Below are 25,187 nucleotides of genomic sequence, written 5' to 3'. Positions count from 1 at the left end.
CGATGACGACCGGACCCCTCGCCGACTGCCGGGTCGTGGAGCTCGGCGGCATCGGTCCGGGGCCGTTCGCCGGGATGCTGCTGGCCGACCTCGGCGCGGAGGTCGTCCGTGTGGACCGGCCCGAGCGGGCGGCCGAACCCGACGCGGGTGGACCGGCGGACGTCCTCGACCGGGGCAAGCGCTCGGTCGTACTCGACCTGAAGCACCCGGCCGGATCCGCCGCCCTCCTCCGGCTCGTCGAGCGCGCCGACATCCTGATCGAAGGCTTCCGCCCGGGCGTCACCGAACGGCTGGGCATCGGACCGCACGACTGCCTGGCCCGCAACCCCCGTCTGGTCTACGGCCGGATGACCGGCTGGGGCCAGGACGGACCGCTGGCCGCGGCGGCCGGACACGACATCACCTACATCGCGCTGACGGGCGCGCTCGGCGCCATCGGCGACGCGGGCGGCCCGCCGCAGATCCCGCTCAACCTCGTCGGCGACTTCGGGGGCGGCGGCTGCTACCTCGTGATCGGCGTGCTGGCCGCTCTGCACGCCGCCGCGCGCACCGGCCGCGGCCAGGTGGTCGACGCGGCCATCGTCGACGGCACCGCCCACCTCCTCGCCAGCACCTTCGCCAAACTCGGGCGCGACGAGTGGAGCGACCAGCGCGGAGTCAACCGCTTCGACGGCGGCTGGCCCTTCTACGCCGTGTACGAGACGAAGGACGGCCGCCATATGGCCGTCGGCGCGCTGGAACGCAAGTTCTACCGGTGCCTGGTCGCACTGCTCGACCTGGGTGTGGACCCGGACCGGCAGCACGACCGGTCGACGTGGCCGGAGCTGCGGCGGCTGCTGACGAAGCGGTTCGCGGAGCGCACCCGGGGCGAGTGGGCGGAGCGGTTCGAGGGCACCGACGCCTGCGTGGCGCCCGTCCTGAGCCTCACCGAGGCCGCCGCCCATCCGCATCTCGCCGCGCGCGCAAGCCTGTTCACCCGCGACGGAGTGGTCCAGCCGGCCGCCGCACCCCGCTTCTCGGCCACCCCGTCGAGCCCCGGCCGCACGGCCCCGCCCATCGGCGCCGACACCCGGGCCGTGTTCCGTGACTGGGGAGCCGACGCCCCCGCGCAGGACGCCCCCGTGCAGGGCGCCCCCGCGCGGATCCCCGACTGAACTCAAGGAGCTCTCATGCGAGACGCCGTCATCGTCGACGCCGTACGCACCCCGATCGGCAAGCGCAACGGCTCACTGGCCGGAGTGCACGCGGCGGATCTCTCGGCGCAGGTGCTCAACGCCCTCGTCGAGCGCACCGGCGTGGACCCCGGCACCGTGGACGACGTGATCTGGGGCTGCGTCACCCAGATCGGCGACCAGTCCAGCAACGTCGGCCGGTTCGCCGTACTCGCCGCCGGCTGGCCCGAACACGTCCCGGCCGTCACGGTCAACCGGGCCTGCGGCTCCAGCCAGCAGGCGGTCGACCAGGCCGCCCACGCCGTCATGGCCGGCCAGTACGACCTCGTGGTCGCGGGCGGGGTGGAGACCATGAGCCGGGTGCCGCTCGGCTCGCACCGGACCACGGGGCAGCCGTACGGGCCCGGCGCTCTGGCCCGCTACGGCGGGGTCGAGTTCAGCCAGGGCGTGGGCGCCGAACTGATCGCCGAACGCTACGGGTTGAGCCGCACCCGCCTCGACGAGTTCGCCTCCGCATCGCACGCCAAGGCCGCCGCGGCCATCGACGCGGGCGTCTTCGACGACCACATCGTGCCGATCGAGGTCGACGGCGCCAAGTTCACCGTGGACGAGGGGCTGCGGCGGGGGACCTCGGTCGAGAAACTGGCCGGCCTCAAACCGTCGTTCAAGGAGGACGGCGTCATCCACGCCGGGAACTCCTCCCAGATCTCCGACGGCGCCGCCGCTCTCCTCGTCACCACCCCCGAGCGGGCCGGTGAACTCGGCCTCGCCCCGATCGCCCGCTACCACGGCGGAGCGGTCAGCGGCGCGGACCCGATCACCATGCTGCTCGGCCCGATCCCCGCCACCGAGAAGGTGCTGCACCGCTCCGGGCTGGCCATCGGCGACATCGGCGTGTACGAGGTCAACGAGGCGTTCGCGCCCGTCCCCCTGGCCTGGCTGGCCGAGACCGGCGCCGACCCCGAGCGGCTCAACCCGCTGGGCGGGGCCATCGGGGTCGGCCACCCGCTCGGCGGCTCGGGCGCCATCCTGATGACCCGGCTGCTCGCCCGGATGCGGCGCGAGAACCTGCGCTACGGGCTCCAGACCATGTGCGAGGGCGGCGGCACCGCCAACGCCACGATCGTCGAGCTGCTGTGACGACCGGACGCCCGCTGCCTCGACCGACCCTCGCCAGCGCCGGGTTCTGGAGCTCCGGCGCGGACGGAGTGCTGCGGATCTCCCACTGCGCCGACTGCGACCGCCGTTTCCACCCGCCGCTGCCGGTGTGCCCGTCCTGCCGCAGCCGCGCGGTGGCTCTCGCCCCCGTCTCGGGCAAGGCCGTGGTGGTCGGGTTCAGCGTCAACCACCAGGCTTGGCTGCCGAGTTTCCCGCCGCCGTACGTCGTCGCCGTGGTCGCCCTGGTCGAGGACGACCGGGCGCGCCTCACGACCGACATCGTCGGCTGCGCGACGGACGAGGTGTACGTCGGCATGCCGGTCCGGGTGCGCTTCGCACAGCAACAGGACGTGTACCTACCGCTGTTCGAGCCGGATCCGACCGCCGAAGGTCCGGGCCCACTGCCCGAACCGCGCGACATCCGCGCCGCGGTGCGCCCCATGGTCTCGCCCCGGAAGTACGAGGACCGGGTCGCGCTGACCGGCGTCGGCCAGTCACGCGTGGGCCGGCGCCTGATGGTCGATCCGCTGTCCCTGACGGTCGACGCCTGCCTGGCCGCCGTCGAGGACGCCGGTCTCGACCTCGACGAGATCGACGGCCTCTCCACCTATCCCGGACCGAGCCCCGACGGCATGAGCGAGGGCGGCGTCACCGCCCTGACCGAGGCCCTGCAGCTGCGCCCCACCTGGGTCAACGGCGCTCGCGAGGTGCCGGGCCAGATCGGTTCGATCACCGCCGGCATGCTCGCGATCGCCGCCGGACTGTGCCGGCACGTGCTCTGCTTCCGCACGGTGTGGGAGTCCTCGCACGGCGCGCTGGTCCGGTCCGGGCAGTGGCCGTCCAACAGCGGGCGCGCCACCGGCATGTTCGAGTTCCGCGCGCCCTTCGGTGCCATGTCGGCCGCCCAGTGGATCGGCTGCAACGCCTCGCACTACATGCACCGCTACGGCGTCGGCCGCGAGGTCCTGGGCGCGATCGCCGTCACCGCACGGGCCGGCGCGGCCCGCAACCCCGAGGCCCTGCACCGCGAGCCGATGACCCTCGACGACTACTTCTCCGCCCGCATGATCACCACCCCCTTCGGCCTCTACGACTGCGACGTGCCGTGCGACGGCGCGGTGGCCGTCGTCGTCTCCGCGGTCGAGACGGCGCAGGACCGCCCCCGACCGCCCGTCCTCGTCGAGGCCGTCGGCACGGCGGTCCTGGAACGGCTCAGCTGGGACCAGGACACCCTGACCCACCTGCCGCAGTCGCACAGCCCCTCCGCACACATGTGGACCCGCACCGACCTCACCCCCGCCGACGTCGACGTCGCCCTGCTCTACGACGGGTTCACGTTCAACGCCCTGTCCTGGATCGAGGGCCTCGGCTTCTGCGGTCCGGGCGAGGCGGCCGACTTCATCGCCGGCGGCAAGACCATCGCCCTGGACGGCGACCTCCCGCTCAACCCGCACGGCGGTCAGCTCTCGGCGGGCCGCCTGCACGGCTACGGCTTCGTCCGCGAGGCCATGCTGCAACTGCGCGGCGACGCGGACGGTCGCCAGGTCGAGGACGCCCGGGTCGCCGTGGTCACCGCGGGCGGGGGAGTGCCGTCCGGCGCCATGCTGCTCAGGCGCGCACCCTGAGAGCCCGTGTCGCAGGCTCCGACTGACGGGGCTCCCTCGGGAGCCCCAACCCGCGCTCGGCGACCTGGGTGCGCAGCACCTCGTTCGCCCCGCCCGCGATCGTGTACGCGCGCGAGTACAGATGGGCGTCCTGCCACCAGCCGTCCGCCACCGCCTCCGGGTCGTCCTCGGTGAGCAGGCCGTCCGTGCCCTGGAGGCGCAGCCCGAAGTCGGCCAGGTCGTGGTTGAGCTCGCTGAAGAAGATCTTGCCCAGGAGTGCGTCCGTCGGCCCCTCCGTGCCGTGCAGCATCCGCGACTGCGCGAGGCCGATCAGCGCGGCGTTCACCTGCACTCTCGCGGCGAGCTCGCCGATCGTCTGCCGGACGGCGGAGTCCTCCAGCGCCGGGCGGCCGCCGACGGGCGTGTCCTCCGCGAGCCGCAGCAGGTCGCCCAGCACGGCGGACAACTCGACGCCACGCGCGGCCACGCCGGACCGCTCGCGGCCGAGGCTGCTCATCGCCACCCGCCAGCCGTCGTTCACCCGGCCGATGACGTTCGCGGCCGGGATCCGGACGCCGTCGAGGAAGACCTCGTTGAAGTCGGTGGTCCCGGTGATCTCGCGCAGCGGCCTGATGTCGACCCCCGGGCTGCGCATGTCCAGCGCGAACGCCGTGATGCCCTGGTGCTTCGGGGCGTCGGCGTCGGTGCGCGCGAGCAGGTAACCCAGGTCGGCATGCTGGCCGTTGGTCGTCCACACCTTCTGGCCGTCGACGACGAACACCGCGTCGTCGCCCTCGCCCTCGCGCCGCGCCCGTGTGCGCAGCGCCGCCAGGTCGCTGCCCGCCTCCGGCTCGCTGAACAGCTGGCACCACACGTCCTCGCAGGCGCGGATGCGGGGCAGGAAGCGCGCCCGCTGGTCCTCGGTGCCGAAGTCGAGCAGGGCGGCCGAAGCCAGCGATGCCGCGCCGACGGGCGGCCAGGTGCGGGCGCGGGCGATCTCCTCGGCGACCACGGACGCCTCCAGAGGATGGGCGTCGGGCCGCCCGCCGTGTTCGGCGGGCCAGTCGATCCCCAGGAGGCCCGCCTCGTACAGCTTCGCGGTCCACTCCCGGATCGCCGGCATCAGCGCCGGCTCGGGTGCGCGCACCCCGGAGTGTGTCTTGACGCCGGGTGCGTGCTCCGCGACGAAGGCGCGCACTTTCCTCCGGAACGCCTTGAGCTCGGGCGGGGACTCCGGTCGCATCGCTGTCGCTCCCTGTCGTCGCGCGGGTAGCTGTCAAATGAGGATACTCTAAGCGTGGTGTTGGCCCGGATGCCAGTGTCCTGACCCTGTGACGAATAGACTGGGGATCCGCAATATCCCCCTGGAGGAGTTGGCCCATGGCGACTGCCGTCGACCGCGAGCCCGCCGACGGCGAGACCGGCAACCCGGTCGACAAGCTGGCCGCGCAGACCGCCCGACGCATCGAGGCGACCGTGATCCGCCAGGGCTGGCCCGTCGGCGAGTCCCTGGGCTCCGAAGTGGACCTGCGGGAACAGCTGGGAGTGAGTCGCGCGGTGCTGCGCGAGGCGGTACGGCTGGTCGAGCACCACCAGGTCGCCAGGATGCGGCGCGGCCCGAACGGCGGCCTGATCGTCTGCGCCCCCGACGCCGGACCGGCGACCCGCGCCATGGTGATCTACCTCGAGTACGTCGGCACCAGCGTCACGGATCTGCTGGAGGCCCGCCAACTGCTCGAACCCATCGCCGCGGGACTCGCCGCCGACCGCGTCACCGAAGAGGGGATCGCCACCCTGCGGGCCACCCTCGAAGCCGAACTCGCCCACCGGGACGACCCGTCGGTCCACTCGCAGGACCCGCTGCACCCGGTGCTCGGGCAACTGTCGGGCAACCCGGTGCTGCACCTGTTCATCGACGTCCTCACCCGCCTCACCGCCCGGTACGCGCACACATCCCGGCGGGTCTCCAAGGCGGAGATGTACGCGGCGAAGGACATTTCGCACCGGGCCCACCGTGCCGTCGTCGATGCCGTGATCGCCGACGACGGCGCACGCGCGCAGACGGAGCTCACCGCGCACCTGGAGTCGGTGGCCGCCTGGATCGAGAAGCACCGGGTGCGTCGTGGGCAGCGGATCGCGGGGAACGTGATCCAGCCCGAGCTGGTCGAAGGTCCGCGCGCCAAGCTCGCGGAGGTCCTGGCCGCGCGGATCCACGACGACATCGCCGCACGCGGCTGGCAGATCGGGATGGTGCTCGGTTCGGAGGCCGACCTGCTGGCCCGCTACGGCGTCAGCAGGGCCGTTCTGCGCGAGGCCGTCCGGCTCCTCGAATACCACTCGGTCGCCCGGATGCGCCGGGGTCCGGGCGGCGGGCTGATCGTCACGAAGCCCGAGTCCCAGGCCAGCATCGAGACGATGGCGCTCTTCCTCGAATACCAGGGCGTCGCGGCCGACGACCTGCGGATCGTGCGCAACGCCATCGAGCTCGGCATCATCGCCAGGGTGACCGCCCGGCATGCCGAGGGGGACACGGAGGTCGCCGAGCGCCTGTCGAAGGCCGTCCGCTGGGCCACGGAGGGACCGGCCGACGACGCCTGCAAGGCCGACCTCTTCCACTCCGAACTGGCGGCCCTGGCCGAGAACCCGGTGCTGTCGCTGTTCCTCGCCATCATCACCGAGCTGTTCCGCCGGCACGCGTCCGGCCATGACCGGCCGCTGCCCGGTGACACGGCCGCCGACGAGGTCCAGCACGTCCACCAGCGCATCCTCGACGCGATCGTGCAGGGCGATGCCGGTGTCGCCCGCCACCGGATGCGGCGGCATTTGGACGCACTCATTCCCTGGTGGCACTGATCGGAACTGTGCAGTTGCCGATCACCCTGGACCGAGAGGGCTAATTACGTATACTCAATAGGGTCGAGTGAGTCGAAGGAGCTTCGATGCGCCGGACCCTGTTCGAAGAGACCCACGAGGACTTCCGCCTGCTGGTCCGGGACTTCCTCGCCCGTGAAGTGCTTCCGGTGTACGAGGACTGGCGGCGCGCCGGTCTCGTCCCGCGTGACCTGTTCAACGCGCTCGGCAAGCTCGGCATCATCGGCACGGCCGTGCCGGAGGAGTACGGCGGGGGCGGCCAGGACGACTACCGCTTCAACGTCGTCCTCCAGGAGGAGTGCGCCCGCTCCGGGGTCACCCTGGGCGGGCTGCGTACACATCTCGACATCGTCGTCCCGTACTTCACGGGCCTCGCCGCCGCCGAGCAACGCACGCGTTGGTTCCCGGGACTGGCCTCGGGCGAGCTGTACACCGCGATCGCGATGAGCGAACCGGGCACGGGCTCCGACCTCGCGGGCATCACGACACGAGCCGTCCGAGACGGCGACCACTACGTGCTCGACGGCGCCAAGACCTTCATCACCGGCGGCCACCACGCCGACCTGGTGATCGTCGTGGCCCGTACCGCCGCCGACCCGGACGACCGGCGCGCCGGCCTGTCCCTGCTGGTGGTGGAGAAGGACATGCCCGGGTACACCGTCGGGCGCAGGCTGGAGAAGATCGGCCTCGCCGTCCAGGACACCGTGGAACTGTCCTTCGCCGGCGTCCGGGTCCCCGTCGCCAACCTCCTCGGCGAGGAGGGCGGCGCGTTCACCCATCTTGGCCGCAACCTGGCCCAGGAACGGCTGGCCATCGCGGTCGGTGCCGTCGCCCAGGCCCGCGCCGCGATCGATCTGACCGTCGCCTATGTCCGCGACCGGACGGTGTTCGGCAAGCCGGTCGCCCACTTCCAGAACACGAAGTTCGAACTCGCCGCGATGGCCACGGAGTCGGCAGCCGCCCAGGCGCTGCTGGACGCGGCGATCAGGGCACTCGTCGACGGCGAACTCAGCCCCGTCGATGCCGCGAAGACCAAGTTGTTCTGCACGGAGACGCAGGGCCGCGTCGTCGACCGCTGTCTCCAACTGCACGGCGGCTACGGCTACATCCTCGAATCGCCGATCGCCCGGCTGTACGCGGACGCCCGGGCGACCCGTATCTACGGCGGCACCAGCGAGGTCATGAAGACCATCATCAGCAAGTCCCTGGGCCTGTGAGGAGTTTGATGTGAACATCGACGGTGCCTCGGCACTGGTCACCGGCGGCGCCTCCGGACTCGGACTGGCGACCGCCCGTCGGATCGTCGACCGCGGCGGCCGGGTCGTCCTGGCGGACATCTCCGCGGAGCAGGGCGTCAAGGCGGTGGCCGACCTCGGCGACGCCGCCCGCTTCGTCCCCGCCGACGTCACCGACGAGACCGTGGTCGGCGCCGCCCTCGACGCCGCACAGGAGCTCGGCCCGCTGCGCTTCGTCGTGCACTGCGCGGGGCGCGGCGGCGACCGCACCCGGATCATCGACCGCGACCGCACCCCCGGCGACCTCGCGACCTTCGCAGAGGTCGTCCGGGTCAACCTGATCGGCACCTACAACGTCCTGCGCCTGGCCGCCGCCCGCCTCTCCGGCAACGACGTCGTCGACGGCGACCGCGGGGCCGTCGTCCTGACCGCCTCGGTCGCCGCCTTCGACGGTCAGATCGGCCAGACCTCCTACACCGCCGCCAAGGCCGGCGTGCACGGCATCACCCTCGTCGCCGCCCGCGACCTGGCCGGCTGGCAGATCCGGGTGAACACCATCGCCCCGGGCGTCATGGAGACCCCGATGCTCGGCAGGCTGCGCGAGGACATCCGCGACGGACTCGCCGCGTCCGTGCCCCACCCCAAGCGCCTCGGCCACCCGGACGACTTCGCCCGTCTCGCCGTCGAGATGCTGGAGAACCCCTACCTCAACGGCCAGACCGTCCGCCTCGACGGCGCCATCCGCATGGCTCCGCGATGACGATGACAGCGGTCGAGACCGACGAGCAGTTCCGGGCCCGCCTGCGGGCCTTCCTGACGGAGCAGCATCCGGGCCGACGACCCAAGGACCCCGCCGAGCGTCTCGCCTGGCAGAAGAAGTGGCTGGCCACGCTGTACGACGCCGGATACGCCGGCCCGAGCTGGCCGCGCGAGTACGGCGGGATGGACCTGTCCTTCACCCGCCAGGTCGGCTACCAGGAGGAGTACGCGCGAGCCCGGGTCCCCGGACCGCTGGGCACCGGACTCGGCATCGCCGCGCCCACCCTCATCACCTACGGCACGACGGAGCAGAAGGAGCGCTTCCTGCGGCCCATGCTGCGCGGCGACACCGTCTGGGCACAGGGCTATTCCGAACCGGAGGCGGGCTCGGACCTCCCCGCACTGCGCACGACGGCACACCGTGCGGGCGCGGAGTACGTCGTCAACGGGCAGAAGGTGTGGACCAGTTCGGCCGACATCGCCGACATCCTCTTCACGCTGGTGCGCACCGGCCCTCCCGACTCCCGCCAGGAAGGCATCAGTTACCTCCTGATCGACGCCCACGCCCCGGGCGTGAGTGTGCGCCCGCTGCGGGATCTCACCGGGGACGCACACTTCTGCGAGGTCTTCTTCGACGACGTACGGGTGCCGGTGACGAGCAGGATCGGCCCCGAGAACGGTGGCTGGCCGCTGGTGCGGACGAGCCTCGGCCATGAACGCGCGGCCGGCGCGATGAACCAGGCGGCCCGGTACCGGCGTGTGCTCGACGAGCTGATCGAGCTGGCGCACGAGCGCGGCGCGACGGCGGACCCCTTGGTGCGCGACCGGCTCGCGGACTTCGAGATCCGGGTGACGATCATGCGGCTCACCGGGATGCGGACCATCGCCGACATCATGGCGAAGGGCGAGCCCGGGCCCGCCTCCTCGACCTCACGGCTCTTCATCGCGACGTTCGAGCAGGAACTGCACGAGTTCGCCCTGGAGTTGCTCGGGCCGTACGCGACCCTCGGCCGGCGCGATCCGCATGCCGTCCAGCGCGGGCGCTGGGTCTGGGGCTTCCTGCGCACCCGTGCCTCGACGATCGGCGCGGGCACCGCCGAGATCCAGCGCAACACCATCGCCGAACAGGTGCTGGGTCTGCCCCGTGACCCGGCGATGCCGACCGCCGGGAGGGCGCGATGAGAGCCGCACGCTGTACGGAGTACGGGCCGCCCGGCTCTCTCTCGGTCGTCGAGCTCGACGACCCCCGACCCGGTCCGGGGGAGGTCCTGGTCCGGGTGCACGCCGCCGCGGTCAACTTCCCCGACGTGCTGCTCGTGGCGGACCGCTACCAGGTGCGCGCGCCGCTGCCGTTCACCCCCGGCAGCGAGTTCGCCGGAGTCGTGGCCGCGCTGGGGCCGGGGGTGACCGGCCCTCCCGTGGGCTCACCCGTGGCCGGGGCGGTGCTGACGGGCGCCTTCGCCGAGCAGGTCGTGGTGCCCGTGTCCGGGCTGCGCCCCGTCCCCGACGGACTCGACATGGTCCATGCCGCCGCGTTCCACGTGACCTACGCGACCGCCTACCACAGCCTGGTCACCGTGGGGCAGGCCACGGCGGGGGAGTGGGCGGCCGTGCTCGGGGCCGCGGGCGGGGTCGGGTCCGCGGCCGTCGACGTCGCGACCCGGCTCGGGCTGCGCGTGATCGCGGCGGCGTCGAGTCAGGACCGGATCGCGGTCGCCCGCAGGCTCGGCGCGGAGGCGGGCGTCGACTACGCCCGCGAAGACCTGAAGACCGGCATCCGGCAAGCGACCGGCGGCGAGGGCGCCCACCTCGTCGTCGACCCGGTGGGCGGCGACCACGCGGAGGCCGCCCTGCGCGCACTGCGGCGGGGCGGCCGGTTCGTCACGGTGGGCTACGCCGACGGGAAGATCCCGCGGATCCCGCTGAACCTGGTGCTGCTCAAGGACGCGGTCGTGCGGGGCTTCGAGATCCGGATGCTGCGCCAGTACGCCCCGGACGCGGTGGCGGCCGGCGACCGGGCGCTCGCCCGGATGGTCCGGGACGGCATGCGCCCGCTCGTCTCCCGCGTCCACCCCCTCGCCGACGTGGCATCCGCCCTGACCGACGTGGCGGAACGCCGCACCACCGGGAAAGTGGTCCTCGACCTGACCGGCGGGGCGTGAACGCCCTTCAGAACGTGGGAAGTTGTGGACGCCGCTTGACGTAACCGGCGGCGTCCACCCGCATCTGCATGCCGGTGACGTAGCGGGACTCCTCGGAGACGAGGAACAGGACCATGTCGGCGACGTCCTCCGGCTCGACGTAGGGGATGCCGAAACCGGTCGTTGCAGGGAAGGAGGGCAACGCGTCCTCGCGGCTCGGGTTCTCCAGGTCGGGCCGGAACGACCGGTACATGAGGTCGCTGTTGAGCATGTCCGTGTTGACGTTCGTGGGGTGCAGCGCGTTGACCCGGATCCGCCGGGAGGCGAGGACCGTCGCCAAGTCATGCACGAACGCGGCGACTTGGCGCTTGGCGAACGAATACCCCAGCCCGCCGGGCCCGTTGGCCGGGTTGTCGGTGGTCGCCGGGATCAGCGCGGCGATGGACCCCGTCGCGACGATCGAGGCGCCGTCGGGCAGATGGGGCAGAGCCGCCTCCACCGCGTGGACCACCCCGTTGAAGTCGACGGTGATCGCGTCGAGGAAGGCCTGCGCGGTCTGGCCGGGCCCCAACGGGCAGATGCCGGCCTGAGCGACCACGGCGTCCAGGCGCCCCAGCTCGGCGACGCCGTCGGCCACGGCGGCCTTGAGCGCCGCCGGATCGCGTACGTCGGCCCTCCGGGCGACGATGCGCCGGCCGAGCTTCTCGACCTGGCGCACGGTCTCGTCGAGGTCGTCCGCGGTGGCCAGGGGGTAGCCGTTGGTGGCGATGTCCTCGCAGAGGTCGACGGCGATGATGTCGGCCCCCTCCGCGGCGAGCCGGATCGCCTGGGCCCGGCCCTGTCCGCGCGCGGCTCCGGTGATGAAGACGACCTTGTCCTGCACTCGACCCATGGGGTCTCCTTCCGTCACATAAAAGAGTAGCCTGAATAGCGTGACATGGATCTGGTTCGTCATCCATGATCCCGCACAGAGTGAGGGGTCTTGGCGCTAGGCCTTCCACTCAGTGGGATGCGATCAGTGCACGCAATCGACCTGCTGCTAGAGAGTCTCCGAGACCGAGGGAGCGCAAGATGCCGTTGCAGCCATGGATGAAGTTGCTGTCGACCGACGACCATCTGATCGAGCCCCCACGACTGTGGTCGGACCGACTGCCGGTGAGGTTCCGGGAGGCCGGCCCGCGGATCGTCGAACAGTCGCGCGGGGAGGGAAAGGCACCCGCCGAGGTATGGGTCTACGAGGACCGGGTCTACCCCTACATCGGCCTGAACGCCGTCGCGGGGAAGAAACCGGAGGAGTTCGGCCTGGAACCGACCCGCTACGACGAGATGATCCCGGGCTGCTACGACCCGAAGGCCCGCCTGCGCGACATGGACCTCGACGGAGTGTGGGGTGCCCTGTGCTTCCCGTCCTTCCCGGGGTTCGCGGGCACCGTCTTCCTGGAGGGCAAGGATCGTGAGCTGGCCCGGCTGTGCGTCCAGGCGTGGAACGACTTCGTGCTGGACGAGTGGTGCGCCACCGCCCCCGGCCGGCTCATCCCCCTGGTCGTCCTGCCGCTGTGGGACGTCGAGGCCTGCGTCGCCGAGATCCACCGGACCGCCGCCAAGGGCGCCAAGGCGATCTCCTTCCCGGAGAACCCGGCCCCGCGCGGCCTGCCCTCCTTCCACACCGACCACTGGGACCCCGTGTTCTCGGCGGCCGAGGAGACCGGGCTGCCGCTGTGCCTGCACTTCGGCACCTCGGGCAAGCCGCCGAAGACCGCCCCCGAAGCCCCGTTCGCCGTGACGATCGCCCTGTTCGGCTGCAACGCCATGTTCGCCACCGCCGACCTGCTGTTCTCCCCGGTGCTGCACAAACACCCCAAGTTGAAGATCGGGCTGTCCGAGGGCGGGATCGGCTGGATCCCGTACCTGCTGGAGCGCAGCGACGGCACCTGGGAGCGGCACCGCTTCTACCAGAACGTCAACCAGAGCGTGCGGCCCTCGGAGCTGTTCCACCGGCACTTCCACGGCTGCTTCATCGACGACCGGTTCGGCGTCGAGGTCCGCCATCACGTCGGCATCGACAAGATCACCTGGGAGTGCGACTACCCGCACTCCGACTCCTACTGGCCCAAGAGCCGTGCCTACGCCGCCGAGGTGCTCGCCGACGTACCCGACGACGAGGTGCACCAGATCGTGGAACTGAACACCCGCCGCCTCTACAACCTCCCCGCATGAGCCGCCGCCCGGAGTCCGAGCGCTCCGACTGGACCGACCTGGACCTGCTCACCCGCGAAGAGGCCCACGGCCGGCTCCGCGCCGAGATCGCCGAGACGGACGTCCGCCTGGCCGAACTCGGCGACTCCGACGAGGCCGAGCGTGAACTCCTGCGGTCCCGGCTGCGCGCCTTGCGCGAGGCCGCCGAGGAACTCCTCCACCCGACCGACCACTCGAAGAAGAACTGAGGTTGCCATGGGGCGTGTGGAGGGCAAGGTTGCGCTCATCACGGGAGCGGCCCGCGGACAGGGCCGCTCCCACGCCGTACGACTCGCGGAGGAGGGCGCGGACATCGTCGTCACGGACGTCTGCCACGACATCAGCGACGAGTTGCCCTACCCGCTGGCGTCGAAGGAACAGCTGGAGGAGACCGCGGAGCTGGTCAGGGCGACGGGCCGGCGATGTGTCGCCGTACAGGCCGATGTCCGCTCGATCGCCGAGGTGCGGGCCGCCGTCGACGCGGCGCGCACGGAGTTCGGGCGGCTCGACGTGGTCGTCGCCAACGCCGGCGTCATGAGCATCGGCGCCGCCTGGGAACTGTCCGAGGAGGCCTGGGACGTCGTCGTCGACGTCAACCTCAAGGGCGCCTGGAACACGGCACGGGCCGCGATCCCCTGGATGATCGAGGCCGGGGCGGGCGGCTCGATCGTCATCACCAGCTCGGCGGCCGGCATCCGCGGCCATGTGCCCTACGCCCACTACGTGGCCGCCAAACACGGGGTGGTCGGTCTGATGAAGGCCCTGTCCAACGAACTCGCCCCGCACCGCATCCGGGTGAACACCGTCCACCCGACCGGCGTCAGCGACACGGGCATCACCGTCGGCGTGCCGGTCGAGGAACTCGCCGCGCGGGAGCCGCTGTTCGCCCTGGCCGCGATGAACCCCCTCGCCCCCTACGTCGAGCCGCGGGACGTGTCGAACGCCGTCCTGTTCCTCGCCTCCGACGAGGCGCGGTACGTCACGGGTCTGCAGTTCACCGTCGACGCGGGGTCGACCAACAAGCCGTAGAACGGAGTCGGTTGAATGAAGGTCACCATCGACACGTCGTCGTGCTCCGGGCACGCCCGGTGCGCAGCGACGGCACCGGGGCTCTTCCGCCTCGACGACGACGGCTATGCGCTGCCCTTCGACGGGGAGGTCCCGGAAGGTCTCGAACAGGCGGCCCACGACGGGGAGTCGGCCTGCCCGGAACGGGCGATCACGGTCGAGTGACACGGCAGAGCCCCACGACCTCGGGTCGTGGGGCTCAGTGCCCCAAGGGGCGCGGGGAACTGCGCGACCAGCCACGATGGCGCCGCGGACAAGCGACGACAGATCGCGGCACCTACAGCGGAGCGCCCGGCGGCGGCGTGAAGTGATGGCCCCAGAACGCGCCGTCGGTGATCTCGTACACCGGGACGGGCTCCGGCACCTGCAGACCGTTCCAGCCGAACTCGACGGCGTAGTTCTCCGGCGACCAGACATAGAACGACACCATGTGGTCGTTGGTGTGCTTGCCGAGCGAGTGCATCATCGGCACCTCGTACTTGCCGGCCCGGTCGAGGGCGCGCCCCACGTCGTCCAGCGTCGCCCCTTCCACCATGAAGTGCAGCAGACGGCCCGGACCCGGCATCGGGGTGACCCCGAGGGTGTGGTGCCGGGGGTTGCAGCCCATGAACCAGGTCGTGCCGCCCGGCGAGCGCATCGTGTTGCGCTCGATGAAGCCGAGGACGCCGACGTAGAAGTCGAACGTGCCGCGCGCGTCCTCGGCCGAGATGATGGCGTGTCCGAAGCCCATGTCGCCGGTGACGAACTTCGAGACCAGCGGGGTCTGCAGCGGCACATGGTCGAGGGTCGTGCCGTAGAACAGCTCGACCGGGTTGCCGCCCGGGTCGTTGAACTTGACGAAGCCCGTGACCTTCCGCTCCGCCGCCTCGGCCTCGGTGCCGGCGGTCACCTTGATCCCGGCCTTCTCGACGTCCGCGACCAGCCGCGCCAGCTCCCGCTCGTCGAGGACCTCGAAGCCCAGCGCCGTCATCGCGGGCTGGGCCCCCGGCGAGACCACGATCCGGGCCGGGTAGTCGTCCATCCGGAAGGACAGCGACTCGGAGTCGCCGCCCTCGACGGGCATCAGGCCGAGGAAGTCGGCTCCGAAGGCCTTCCACTTGTCGAGGTCGTTGGACTCCAGACGCAGGTACCCGAGTGAGCGAACACCCATCAGGCCCTCCCCTCACATTTGGTCAGGTCCGGGGCGGCCCGTCGGGCCCCCGGCATCGGTATGTCCGTGACGTTAGACAGCCCGGCGCGCCCCCCGCCGGGCGCGTCCCACTGATCGGGAGACGGACGACGAGAGGCGCCCGGCCGGTGCGACGGTGACCGTCATGACACTCAGCTACCAGGACACCCTGCGCGAACTGCACACCGACGACGGCACCCTGCGGTACCACGAGGCCGGCGACGGGCCGCCGCTGCTCCTGCTGCACGGGTCGGGGCCGGGAGTCACCGGCTGGCGCAACTACCGCAGCAACCTCCCCGTGCTCGCCCGCCGCTTCCGCTGCCTGGCCCTGGAGTTCCCCGGCTTCGGGGTGAGCGACCCGACCTCCGAGAACCCGATGGCGGCCGGTCCCAAGGCGGTCCTGCGCTTCCTGGACGGTCTCGGCCTCGACCGCGTCGACGTCATCGGCAACTCCATGGGCGGGTTCGTCGCGGTGGGGCTCGCCGTCGCCCACAAGGATCTGTTCCGCCGGATCGTGACCATCGGCGGCGTGGGCCGCAACATCCTGTCCCCGGCGCCCAGCGAAGGCCTCAACCTGCTGGTGGAGTTCGCCGAGAACCCCACCCGGGACAACCTCGTCCAGTGGCTCAGGGCGATGGTCCACGACCCGGCGCTGCTCACCGACGAGCTGATCGAGGAACGCTGGGCGAGCGCCACCGAGCCGGCGACGCTGGAGGCGTCCCGCCGGATCTACGGCCGTCAGGCGATGGCCGCGATCCAGGCCGCCCAGTCCCAGTCCGACCAGCCCGTCTGGGCCGCGCTCCACAAGGTCACCGCGCCCACGCTGCTGACCTGGGGGCGCGACGACCGGGTCACGCCGCTGGAGAACGCCCTGCTGCCGCTGCGCACGATTCCCAAGGCCGAACTGCATGTGCTGCCCGACTGCGGGCACTGGGCGATGATCGAGCAGAAGGAGGCCTGGGAGAGCGCGGTGCTGGCCTTCCTGACCCGCCCGGAGACTTGCTGAGGACGACCGTGCGGCCACCCGCTGCCCCTACGTCCGCCCGTCAGGCCGCCCGCCGGGTCCGGATCCTGCGCGCCGCCTCCGACCTCGGCTCGCGCGACGGACTCGCCGATGTGCAGATGCACGACGTCGCCAGGGAAGCGGGTGTCGCGATCGCCACCCTGTACCGCTACTTCCCGTCCAAGCCCCTTCTCTTCCTGGGCGTCCTCGAGTGGCACATCGAGGAGTTCCTCGGGGGCCGCGACGGCGGGGCGCCGGTCGCGGCGGACGCCGATCCGGTGACCGAGGTCGCGGACACGCTCGTCGCACTGAGCGGCAAACTGCTCGCCGGCCAGCTGCTGGCCTCGGCCGTGGCGCTGTCGTCGTTCACGGAGTACGCGAGCGTCGTCCCGACCCGGATCGACATCGTCGAGAAGGCGCTGGGGCAAAGGCTCCTGCACCTGCTCGGGGACCGCCAAGAGGCCCGCAGCAGGGTCCGGCTGCTCGTCTACAGCTGGTGGGGCCTGTTCGTGGCCATGCTGACCGAGGAGATCTCCACCGAGCAGGGCGAGGCGGACCTGCGGCTCGCCGCACGGCTGATCGCGGCGCGGTAGCGGACCCGCACAGCACAACGCCCGGGACAGGTCACCGTGTCCCGGGCAGACGCGTTGTGTCAGTCCGTCGCCCCGGCCATGTCCAGCACCGCCAGGTACCCGAACGCGAGACTCGAACCGATCGGGGTGCCCGCACCCGGGTACACGCGGCCCGACATCGCGGCCGCGGTGTTCCCGGTCGCGTACAGGCCGTCGATCGGCCGGCCGTCCGGGCGCAGCACACGCGCGTGGGTGTCGATCTTCAGGCCGCCCTTGGTGCCGATGTCGGACGGGACGATGGTCGCCACGTAGAACGGCGCTGTCTCGACGGGCACGAGCAGCGGGTTCGGGAACTCGGTCTCCGGCTTCGCCGGGAGGTTCTGCCGGGGGTCCGCCGGGAACGGGACGATGTGGTGGAACATCCGGTCCCACGCTGTCTCGCCCCGGTGGAACCGGGCGTCGACACCGGTCCGCGCGTACCCGTTGAACTCGTCGACGGTCCGCTTCAGCGCGTCGAACGGCACCTCGATCAGACGCGCCAGCTCCTCCAGGCTGTCGGCCTTCTTCAACGCGCCCGACTCCAGCCACTGTTCGGGCCCCGGCGTGGCGGGCGGGAAACCGATGCCGTCCCGGTCCAGGTGCCGCTGATCGAACACCCAGTGGGCGGGAATGTGGCTCACGCCGGTCGTGTGGTGCAGCCGGACGATCTCGTGCGCGGCCTGGTCGTAGGGCCGGGTCTCGTTGACGAAGCGTTCGCCCGCGCCGTTGACCCAGATCCCGCCCCGGGTGCCCGTGTGGAAGAGCGGCAGGCCGTCCGGGTGGACGAGCCCCGGCACGAACCAGGCCTCGTCCAGCAGATCGGTGTCCGCGCCCACCGCGATGCCCGCCCGCAGGGCGTCACCGGTGTTGGCCGGGGCGCCCTCGGTCCACTCTCCGGTGAGCGGCGACTGGTGCTTCTCGCGGAGCTCACGGTCGCGCTCGAAGCCGCCGGCCGCGAGGAGCACGCCCCGCCCGGCGCGGATCCGGACCCGTTCGCCGTCGGTGACGACCTCGACGCCGGTGACCCTGCCGTCCTCGACGATCAGGCTCTCCAGCGCCGTGTTCAGCCGCAGCTCGCCGTTGCCCGTCTCCAGGAACGCCGACAGCGCCCGGCCGATCAGCGCCCGGCCGCCGACCAGGACCGGGCCCTCGTCGAAGCCGAACCGCTCGGTGGGCAGCGAGTCGCGCATGAGCGCCCTGCGCTCCTTGAGCTGTGCGACCTCGACCGGCGGCGGGAAGACGGTGTGTCCCGTGGGCGACGACCCCGGGCTCGACGCGAAGTAGTCCGGAACCGGCCCGTGGACGAAGGACCGGAACCAGGGGTTCTGCTCCAGCTCGTCGATCAGCGCGACCCCGGCCGCCAGATACGCGTCCTGGAGCGCCTCCCGGGTCGGGTCGTCGACGACGCTGCGCAGATACGTCCGCGCCTGCTCGACGTCGTCCCCGAGGCCGGCCCGGCTCAGCGGCGCGGACCCCGGGAACCACAGACCGGCGCCGGAGTACGCCACGGTGCCGCCGACCCGGTCGGTCTTCTCGACGACGAGCGTGCGCAGCCCGCGCGCCGCCGCCACGTACGCCCCGACCAGACCTCCGCCCGACCCCACGACGATCACGTCGTACGCATCCTCGTTGATGCTCATCCGAACCTCCTCACCGTTGCGCAGTTCGCCGGGCGACGGTAACGAGCCGGCGCGGCGGCGCCGTCGCGTCATCTCGCTGAGCGAGACCGGCACGGTTCCCGGTCTCCGAGTCCCGGTGAGCGGAACGCTCGGACCTGCCGTGCGGCACGGCGGCCCAGGCTGAAGGCCGACACGAGTTGAGGATGGCAATGACAGACGTTTGGGAACCGACGGCCGTCGCGAACCGTGAGACCGCCGTGGCCGACGCGGCCGCACGACTCGTCCGCGCCGCCCGTGACCGCCGGCCGTGCGCGCCCGTACGGGACCTGCTCGGCGCGAGCGACATCAGCCTCGCGTACGCCGTCCAGCGACGCGTCGTCGGCGACCGGATCGCCGCCGGAGCACGCGTCGTCGGGCGCAAGATCGGGCTGACCTCCGAGTCGGTGCAGCGTCAAGTGGGGGTCGACCGGCCCGACTTCGGAGTGCTGCTGGACGACATGGACGTCACCGGCCTGCCGGCCGTCCCCTGCGACCGGCTGCTCCAGCCCAGGGTGGAGGCGGAGATCGCGTTCGTGCTCGCCGCCGATCTGGACGACGACGGTCTCGACGTCGAGCGGGTCCGGTCGGCGGTCGGACACGCGGTGGCCGCGTTGGAGATCGTGGACAGCCGGGTGGCGGACTGGGACATCGCGATCACGGACACGGTCGCCGACAACGCCTCCAGCGGCCTGTTCGTCCTCGGCCGGGAGCGGACCGACCTGAAGGAGTTCGAACCCCGGGACGTGACCATGCGGTTGTACGCCGACGACCGGCTCGCGTCCGAGGGGAACGGCGCAGCCTGCCTGGGCGACCCCCTCGCCGCGCTGCTGTGGCTGGCCCGCACCGCCCGCGAGTTCGGCGACCCGCTGCGCGCCGGCCAGATCGTGCTCTCCGGCGCCCTGGGCCCGCTCGTCCCCACCCCGCCGGGCACCACCGTACGGGCCGAGATGCCGGGCCTGGGCTCGGTGACAGCGACCTTCTCCACCAAGAACCCCAAGGAAGACGGATGACGAAGACCAAGGTGGCCGTGATCGGCTCCGGCAACATCGGCACCGATCTGATGATCAAGGTGCTGCGCCTGTCCGACTCACTGGAGATGGCCGCGATGGTGGGCATCGACCCGGACTCGGACGGCCTCGCGCGCGCCGCGCGCCTGAAGGTCCCCATCACGCACGAGGGCGTGGACGGCCTGATCCGCATGGACGGCTTCGACGACATCGAGATCGTCTTCGACGCCACGTCGGCGAAGGCGCACGTCGAGAACGCCGAGAAGCTCGCCCCGTACGGCAAGCGCCTCGTCGACCTCACCCCGGCGGCGATCGGACCGTACGTGGTGCCGACGGTGAACCTGGACGAGCACCTGAGCGCCATCGACAACGCCGTCGAGAACGGGATCGACAACGCTGTCGACAACCTCAACATGGTCACCTGCGGCGGTCAGGCGACCATCCCGATCGTCCACGCGGTCAGCAGGGTCACACCGGTGCCCTACGCCGAGATCGTCGCCTCGATCGCCTCCCGGTCCGCCGGGCCCGGCACCCGGGCCAACATCGACGAGTTCACCGAGACCACGTCCGGCGCCATCGAGAAGGTGGGCGGCGCCCGCCGGGGCAAGGCGATCATCGTCCTGAACCCGGCCGAACCGCCGCTGATCATGCGCGACACGGTGTACTGCCTGATCGGCGAGGCGGATCACGACGCGATCCGGACCTCCGTGACGGAGATGGTGGCCGCGGTCGCCGAGTACGTGCCCGGCTACCGGCTCAAACAGGAGGTCCAGTTCACCCCTGTGCCCGCCGGCGACCCGGTCCACACACTGCTGGCGGACGACGCCTCCGAGAGGCCGACCACCAAGGTCTCCGTCTTCCTGGAGGTGGAGGGCGCCGCGCACTACCTGCCCGCCTACGCCGGCAACCTCGACATCATGACCTCGGCCGCACTGCGCGTCGCCGAGCGCATCGCCGCGCGACCGACTGCCGAGGTGACCAAGTGACCGCGACCCGCAGGCTCTACATGCAGGACGTCACGCTCCGGGACGGGATGCACGCCATCCGGCACCGGATCACGCCCGAGTTCGTGTCCAGGATCTCCGCGGCCCTCGACCGGGCCGGCGTGGACGCGATCGAGGTCGCCCACGGCGACGGACTGGCCGGCGGCAGCCTCAACTACGGGCCGGGCAGCAACACCGACTGGGAGTGGATCGAGGCGGCCGCGGACGCGATCGACCGCGCCGTCCTCACCTCCCTGCTCCTGCCGGGCATCGGAACGATCGCCGAACTCGAGCGGGCCTACGCCCTCGGCGTCCGCTCGGTGCGCATCGCCACCCACTGCACCGAGGCGGACGTCGCGGCCCAGCACATCGCCACGGCCCGCGAACTCGGCATGGACGTCTCGGGCTTCCTGATGATGGCGCACATGGCCGCGCCCGAGACCCTCGCCGCCCAGGCCAAGCTGATGGAGTCCTACGGCGCGCACTGCGTGTACGTCACCGACTCCGGCGGCCGGCTGACCATGGACGACGTGCGGGACCGCATCCGCGCCTACCGGGACGTCCTCGACGCGCAGACCCAGATCGGCATCCACGCGCACGAGAACCTCTCCCTGTCGGTGGCGAACTCCGTGGTCGCGGTGGAGGAGGGGGTGACCCGGGTCGACGCGTCCCTCGCCGGACAGGGCGCGGGCGCGGGCAACTGCCCGATCGAGCCGTTCGTCGCCGTCGCCAACCTCTACGGCTGGAAGCACGACTGCGATCTGCACGCCCTCCAGGACGCCGCCGAGGACCTGGTCCGCCCGCTCCAGGACCGGCCGGTGCGCGTCGACCGGGAGACCCTCACCCTGGGCTACGCCGGCGCCTACTCCAGCTTCCTGCGCCATGCCGAGGCCGCGGCCGAGCAGTACGGCCTCGACGCCCGCACCATCCTGGAGGAGGTCGGCAGACGCGGCCTCGTCGGCGGCCAGGAGGACATGATCGTGGACATCGCCCTGGACCTCACCCACGGCTGACGCCGGCAGCACGTACCGCTCCCCGGAAAGGATCTCCCGGGGAGCGGTACGTTTTTGCGTCCCGTAAAGAATGGACCGATCGTCCCAATAAATCGGTGCACGACTCTTTCTCTGCGGCCCGCGGCATTGGTACTTTGACGCCGGCGCTGAACTAGAATTGATTTCAGTTTTGATCAGAGAGGCACCGACGATGACGTCTGCCCTTCGCCTGAGCTCGCGATCCTCCGAGGTCGACGGGCATGCGCTGCCCCCGTCGATGATGGAGCGTGTGACGCTGATCATGGACCTGTTCGAACGTCCGCAGACCCATCTGACGCTCGAGACGGTCTCCCGCCGGACCCATCTGCCCCGCTCGACCACGCACCGGATACTCGACCAGCTGGTCCGGCTGGAGTGGCTGCGCCATACGGTGGCCGGATACACGCTGGGACCGCGGGCACTCGGTCTGGGAGGCCGGGAGACCGGACACGGCGGTCTGCGGGCCGCTGCCGCACCCCACCTTCTGGACCTGGCCGTACGCACCAGAATGGTCGTCCACCTGGCCGTGCTGGACGGGCCGGAGATCTACTACCTGGACAAGGTGGGAGGCCGGGCGGCGGTGGACATACCGTCTAGGGTCGGCGGCCGGGCGGTCGCGCACTGCACCGGGCTCGGCAAGGCCATGCTCGCCTGGCTGAGCCCGGAGGAGATCGACCTGCGCTACGCCCAGGCGATCGAGCGCCGCACCCGGCACAGCATCGGCCATCTCGACCAACTGCACCGCGAGCTGCGCCTGGTACGCCGCCGGGGCGGGCTGGCGATCGACCGGGGAGAGTGCTTCCCCGACCTCGGCTGCGTCGGTCTCGCGCTGCGCGGGCCGGAGGGACCGGTCGGGGCGATATCGGTGGTCGGAGACGGCCGCTCCTCGCTGGAACTCGTGGCCCCGCTCGTGGTCAACGCCGTGCAGGCCGTGACGGAGGAGCTCTTCGGAACCCCGAGGACGGAGCGCCGGGACGCACGGAACCTCGTCGGCTGAGGACGGGAGAAGGGGCCGGAGCGGCTGCTCCGGCCCCCTCGCCAGGCCCACTCACCAGGCCGTCCAGCCCCCGTCCACGGTGACGGTCGTGCCCGTGACGAACCGGGAGGCGTCCGAGGCGAGGAACACCGCCGCGCCGCCCAGTTCCTCGACGCTGCCCACCCGGCCCAGGGGAGTGCCCCCGACGATCCGCGCGCCCCACTTGCTGTCCAGCAGGCCCGAGCTGAGGTCCGTCCGGAAGTAGCCGGGCGCCAGGGCGTTGACGCGCACACCGCGGTCCGCCCACTCGACGGCAAGCGCCCTGGTGAGGGCCTCGACCCCGCCCTTGCTGGCGGCGTAGGCGGCTATCCGCTCGAAGCCGGTGCGCGCGTGCACCGACGAGACGTTGACGATCGAGCCGGCGCCCTGCTCCAGCATGACCTTGCCGGCCTCGCGGCAGCAGTAGAAGGCGCCCTGGAGATTGATGTCCAGCACCCGCCGCCAGTCCTCGTCGGTGACGAACTCGCTGCGGGTGAAGTGCGGGCTGATGCCCGCGCAGTTGACCACGGTGTCCAGCCGGCCCGTCGCCCCGGTGATCCGCTCGACCGTGGTGCGGACCACGTCCGAGTCGGCGACGGAGCCGGGCAGCACCAGTACCTTTCCGCCGTACCCGGCGAGTTCGGCCTCCAGGCTCTCCAGATCGGCGGCCGTCCGGGCGGTCACCGCCACGTCCGCCCCGGCCTGGGACAGGGCGACCGCGACGGCCCGGCCGAGACCCTTGCCCGCGCCGGTCACCCAGGCGGTTCTGCCGTCGAGGCGCAGGTCGGTGTTGACGTCGGCCATGGCTCAGCCCTCCGCGGGGATGTCGCGCAGGGTCCGCTTGAGGACCTTGCCCGAGGGGGTACGGGGCAGCTCGTCGACGATGTCGAAGCGGGCCGGCACCTTGAACTTCGCCAGGCGCTCCCGGCAGAACTCCCGCAGTTCCTCCGGTCCCGCGCTCGCTCCCGGCCGGAAGACCACGAAGGCGCGGGGGACCTCGCCCCAGCGGGGGTGGGTCAGGCCGACCACGGCGGCCTCCAGGACGGCCGGGCACTCGTACAGCACCCGCTCCACCTCGGGCGTGGCGATGTTCTCCCCACCGGAGACGATCATGTCCTTCTTGCGGTCGTCGATATAGAGGAAGCCGTCCTCGTCGAGGTGCCCGATGTCCCCGGTGTGGAACCAGCCGTCCCGCAGCGCCGCCGCGGTGGCCTTCTCGTCGCGCCAGTAGCCCGCGAAGACCTTCGGCCCGCGCAGGGTGATCTCGCCCAGTTCCCCGGCCGGGAGTTCCTGCCCGGTGTCGTCGACGATCCGCACGCGCGTGTGCGGGACGGGCCGGCCGACCGAGCCCAGCTTGGACAGCGCGTGCTCGCGGTCGAGGAAGGTGTCGCCCGAGACGGTCTCGGTCAGTCCGTAGGCGTCCGCGAACCAGGCGTTCGGGAAGGCGTTCATGATGCGCCGCAGCACCGGTTCGGGGGTCTTCTCGCCGCCGCCCAGGATGAAGCGGACCGAGCTGGTGTCGTAGGCCTCCCGGTCCGGGACCTCCAGGACCGCGTTGACCATGGCGGGCGCGAGCCAGACGTTGGTGACGCCGTGCTCCTGGATGGCGCGCAGGGCGCCCTCCGCGTCGAACCTGCGCTGCAGGACCACGCCTCCGCCCGCGTACAGGGTGGCCAGGGCCGGCATGTCCAGGCCGCCGACGTGGTACAGCGGGCCGCAGACCAGCGTGGTGTCGGCCGCGGTCAGGCCGAAGTGCACGATGTGGGCCAGGTTCTTGGCCTGCACGTTTCCGTAGGTGATGCGCACGCCTTTGGGACGCGAGGTGGTGCCCGAGGTGTACATCAGCCGCTGGAGATCCTCCGGACCGACGTCCACGGCAGGGATGTGCGCTCCCCGATGCCGGTCGAGGAGCGCCTCGTAGCCGGTCCAGTCGGGCGCGGGCGGGTCGTCCACCAGGATGCGGTGTTCCAGGTCGTCCAGCTTCCCCGCGATGCGGTCCACGGGGCGCACGAACTCCGCCTCGGTGACGATCGCCTTCGCCCGGGAGTGGCCCAGGATGTAGGCCCACTCCTCTTCGGACAGGCGGTAGTTCAGCGGCAGGAAGACCGCCCCGATGCGATTGGTCGCATAGACGAGTTCGAGGAACTCGGGCCGGTTGTACAGCAGCAGAGCCACGACGTCGCCGCGCCCGACGCCCAGCTCCGTCAGTGCGGAGGCCAGCTGTTCGACCCGTTCATGCAATCGGCGCACCGTCAGGCGCTGGTCCTCCTGCGCCACGGCCACGGCGTCGGGCCGCTGGGCCAGGTGGTAATCGAGGATGCTCGAGAAATTGTGCACGGCGACTCTCCGGCTCGGCGGCCGGGATTGTCCCGACCGGTCGGTTGCCCGCTACCAAGATTTAGTGTACCTCTTGGTCTATAAAACGTTGAGCCGCACTCTACGACGGAGCCCACTGGTCGACAACCATC

At 71.5% G+C, this 25,187-nt stretch carries 24 protein-coding genes; 18 read left to right on the top strand and 6 right to left on the bottom strand.

The features are described from left to right. Positions 1–2 precede the first annotated feature (2 nt). Genes ACWD4O_RS28410 through ACWD4O_RS28400 form a run of 3 tightly spaced genes read left to right on the top strand, consistent with a single transcriptional unit; the run spans position 3 to position 3,955 of the window. Positions 3–1,154 (top strand): CaiB/BaiF CoA transferase family protein, encoded by a 1,152-nt coding sequence (locus ACWD4O_RS28410; protein WP_451284058.1) that lies wholly within the window; start codon positions 3–5, stop codon positions 1,152–1,154. A 15-nt stretch (positions 1,155–1,169) separates the two neighbouring features. Beyond that, positions 1,170–2,312 (top strand): thiolase family protein, encoded by a 1,143-nt coding sequence (locus ACWD4O_RS28405; protein ID WP_451284057.1) that lies wholly within the window; start codon positions 1,170–1,172, stop codon positions 2,310–2,312. Then, positions 2,309–3,955, top strand: coding sequence for a thiolase C-terminal domain-containing protein (locus ACWD4O_RS28400; protein ID WP_451284055.1), 1,647 nt, complete (start codon positions 2,309–2,311; stop codon positions 3,953–3,955). Before ACWD4O_RS28405 ends, ACWD4O_RS28400 begins: the two co-directional genes overlap by 4 nt. Here ACWD4O_RS28400 and ACWD4O_RS28395 read toward each other — a convergent pair. Beyond that, positions 3,939–5,177, bottom strand: coding sequence for an acyl-CoA dehydrogenase family protein (locus ACWD4O_RS28395; protein WP_451284054.1), 1,239 nt, complete (start codon positions 5,175–5,177; stop codon positions 3,939–3,941). The genes ACWD4O_RS28400 and ACWD4O_RS28395 overlap by 17 nt on opposite strands. A gap of 137 nt (positions 5,178–5,314) precedes the next feature. Between ACWD4O_RS28395 and ACWD4O_RS28390 the strand changes: the two genes are divergently transcribed. The 5 genes from ACWD4O_RS28390 to ACWD4O_RS28370 all read left to right on the top strand — a co-directional run bounded on the left by ACWD4O_RS28390 (position 5,315) and on the right by ACWD4O_RS28370 (position 10,961). Continuing rightward, positions 5,315–6,787, top strand: coding sequence for a FadR/GntR family transcriptional regulator (locus ACWD4O_RS28390; RefSeq protein WP_451284052.1), 1,473 nt, complete (start codon positions 5,315–5,317; stop codon positions 6,785–6,787). An 86-nt stretch (positions 6,788–6,873) separates the two neighbouring features. After that, a complete protein-coding gene (locus tag ACWD4O_RS28385) occupies positions 6,874–8,022 on the top strand; it encodes an acyl-CoA dehydrogenase family protein (protein ID WP_451284050.1) in 1,149 nt (382 codons plus the stop codon). A gap of 10 nt (positions 8,023–8,032) precedes the next feature. Next, the gene (locus ACWD4O_RS28380; RefSeq protein ID WP_451284048.1) at positions 8,033–8,800 is read left to right on the top strand and encodes an SDR family NAD(P)-dependent oxidoreductase; all 768 of its coding nucleotides are present in this window, start codon (positions 8,033–8,035) and stop codon (positions 8,798–8,800) included. Further along, positions 8,797–9,981 (top strand): acyl-CoA dehydrogenase family protein, encoded by a 1,185-nt coding sequence (locus ACWD4O_RS28375; protein ID WP_451284047.1) that lies wholly within the window; start codon positions 8,797–8,799, stop codon positions 9,979–9,981. Before ACWD4O_RS28380 ends, ACWD4O_RS28375 begins: the two co-directional genes overlap by 4 nt. Continuing rightward, positions 9,978–10,961: an NADPH:quinone oxidoreductase family protein gene (locus ACWD4O_RS28370; RefSeq protein ID WP_451284045.1), complete on the top strand. Its 984-nt coding sequence runs from the start codon at positions 9,978–9,980 to the stop codon at positions 10,959–10,961. The genes ACWD4O_RS28375 and ACWD4O_RS28370 overlap by 4 nt, the downstream gene beginning before the upstream one ends. A gap of 7 nt (positions 10,962–10,968) precedes the next feature. On the opposite strand, the gene ACWD4O_RS28365 is transcribed toward ACWD4O_RS28370, so the two are convergent. After that, positions 10,969–11,832: a mycofactocin-coupled SDR family oxidoreductase gene (locus tag ACWD4O_RS28365; RefSeq protein ID WP_451284043.1), complete on the bottom strand. Its 864-nt coding sequence runs from the start codon at positions 11,830–11,832 to the stop codon at positions 10,969–10,971. Between the two features lie 179 nt (positions 11,833–12,011). On the opposite strand from ACWD4O_RS28365, the gene ACWD4O_RS28360 reads away from it, so the two are divergent. From ACWD4O_RS28360 to ACWD4O_RS28345, 4 genes are read left to right on the top strand one after another with little or no spacing between them, the layout of a single operon-like run. Beyond that, positions 12,012–13,157, top strand: a complete 1,146-nt coding sequence (locus tag ACWD4O_RS28360) for an amidohydrolase family protein (RefSeq protein ID WP_451284041.1) — start codon at positions 12,012–12,014, stop codon at positions 13,155–13,157. Then, positions 13,154–13,384, top strand: a complete 231-nt coding sequence (locus ACWD4O_RS28355; protein WP_451284039.1) for a hypothetical protein — start codon at positions 13,154–13,156, stop codon at positions 13,382–13,384. The genes ACWD4O_RS28360 and ACWD4O_RS28355 overlap by 4 nt, the downstream gene beginning before the upstream one ends. Before the next feature lie 7 nt (positions 13,385–13,391). Then, on the top strand, positions 13,392–14,204 hold the full coding sequence (locus ACWD4O_RS28350) for a mycofactocin-coupled SDR family oxidoreductase (RefSeq protein ID WP_451284037.1): 813 nt from the start codon (positions 13,392–13,394) through the stop codon (positions 14,202–14,204). A 15-nt stretch (positions 14,205–14,219) separates the two neighbouring features. Continuing rightward, positions 14,220–14,408: a ferredoxin gene (locus ACWD4O_RS28345; protein ID WP_451284035.1), complete on the top strand. Its 189-nt coding sequence runs from the start codon at positions 14,220–14,222 to the stop codon at positions 14,406–14,408. 112 nt (positions 14,409–14,520) lie between these two features. Here ACWD4O_RS28345 and ACWD4O_RS28340 read toward each other — a convergent pair whose 3' ends face one another. Further along, complete coding sequence (locus ACWD4O_RS28340) at positions 14,521–15,393, bottom strand: VOC family protein (RefSeq protein WP_451284033.1); 873 nt, start codon at positions 15,391–15,393, stop codon at positions 14,521–14,523. Positions 15,394–15,556: 163 nt separating this feature from the next. On the opposite strand from ACWD4O_RS28340, the gene ACWD4O_RS28335 reads away from it, so the two are divergent. Then, positions 15,557–16,417, top strand: coding sequence for an alpha/beta fold hydrolase (locus ACWD4O_RS28335; RefSeq protein WP_451284031.1), 861 nt, complete (start codon positions 15,557–15,559; stop codon positions 16,415–16,417). 8 nt (positions 16,418–16,425) lie between these two features. Continuing rightward, complete coding sequence (locus ACWD4O_RS28330) at positions 16,426–17,007, top strand: TetR/AcrR family transcriptional regulator (protein WP_451284029.1); 582 nt, start codon at positions 16,426–16,428, stop codon at positions 17,005–17,007. Positions 17,008–17,066: 59 nt separating this feature from the next. Here the strand turns inward: ACWD4O_RS28330 and ACWD4O_RS28325 are convergent, their stop codons facing one another. Next, positions 17,067–18,665, bottom strand: a complete 1,599-nt coding sequence (locus ACWD4O_RS28325) for an FAD-binding protein (protein ID WP_451284027.1) — start codon at positions 18,663–18,665, stop codon at positions 17,067–17,069. A gap of 188 nt (positions 18,666–18,853) precedes the next feature. Between ACWD4O_RS28325 and ACWD4O_RS28320 the strand changes: the two genes are divergently transcribed. From ACWD4O_RS28320 to ACWD4O_RS28305, 4 genes are all read left to right on the top strand, one after another. Next, positions 18,854–19,693, top strand: a complete 840-nt coding sequence (locus tag ACWD4O_RS28320; RefSeq protein WP_451284025.1) for a 2-keto-4-pentenoate hydratase — start codon at positions 18,854–18,856, stop codon at positions 19,691–19,693. Further along, entirely contained in the window at positions 19,690–20,676 is a 987-nt protein-coding gene (locus tag ACWD4O_RS28315; protein ID WP_451284024.1) for an acetaldehyde dehydrogenase (acetylating), read from the top strand. Before ACWD4O_RS28320 ends, ACWD4O_RS28315 begins: the two co-directional genes overlap by 4 nt. Then, positions 20,673–21,686 (top strand): 4-hydroxy-2-oxovalerate aldolase, encoded by a 1,014-nt coding sequence (gene dmpG / locus ACWD4O_RS28310; RefSeq protein ID WP_451284022.1) that lies wholly within the window; start codon positions 20,673–20,675, stop codon positions 21,684–21,686. The genes ACWD4O_RS28315 and dmpG overlap by 4 nt, the downstream gene beginning before the upstream one ends. A 190-nt stretch (positions 21,687–21,876) precedes the next feature. Next, positions 21,877–22,701, top strand: a complete 825-nt coding sequence (locus tag ACWD4O_RS28305; RefSeq protein ID WP_451284020.1) for an IclR family transcriptional regulator — start codon at positions 21,877–21,879, stop codon at positions 22,699–22,701. Positions 22,702–22,752: 51 nt separating this feature from the next. Here ACWD4O_RS28305 and ACWD4O_RS28300 read toward each other — a convergent pair whose 3' ends face one another. After that, the gene (locus ACWD4O_RS28300) at positions 22,753–23,523 is read right to left on the bottom strand and encodes an SDR family NAD(P)-dependent oxidoreductase (protein WP_451284018.1); all 771 of its coding nucleotides are present in this window, start codon (positions 23,521–23,523) and stop codon (positions 22,753–22,755) included. Between the two features lie 3 nt (positions 23,524–23,526). Next, the gene (locus tag ACWD4O_RS28295; RefSeq protein WP_451284017.1) at positions 23,527–25,056 is read right to left on the bottom strand and encodes an acyl-CoA synthetase; all 1,530 of its coding nucleotides are present in this window, start codon (positions 25,054–25,056) and stop codon (positions 23,527–23,529) included. Positions 25,057–25,187 lie beyond the last annotated feature (131 nt).

It is taken from the genome of Streptomyces sp. NPDC002623 (assembly GCF_053592635.1).
The sequence above is the reverse complement of the archived record's forward strand: the minus strand, read 5'-3'. Positions and strand labels throughout refer to the sequence as shown.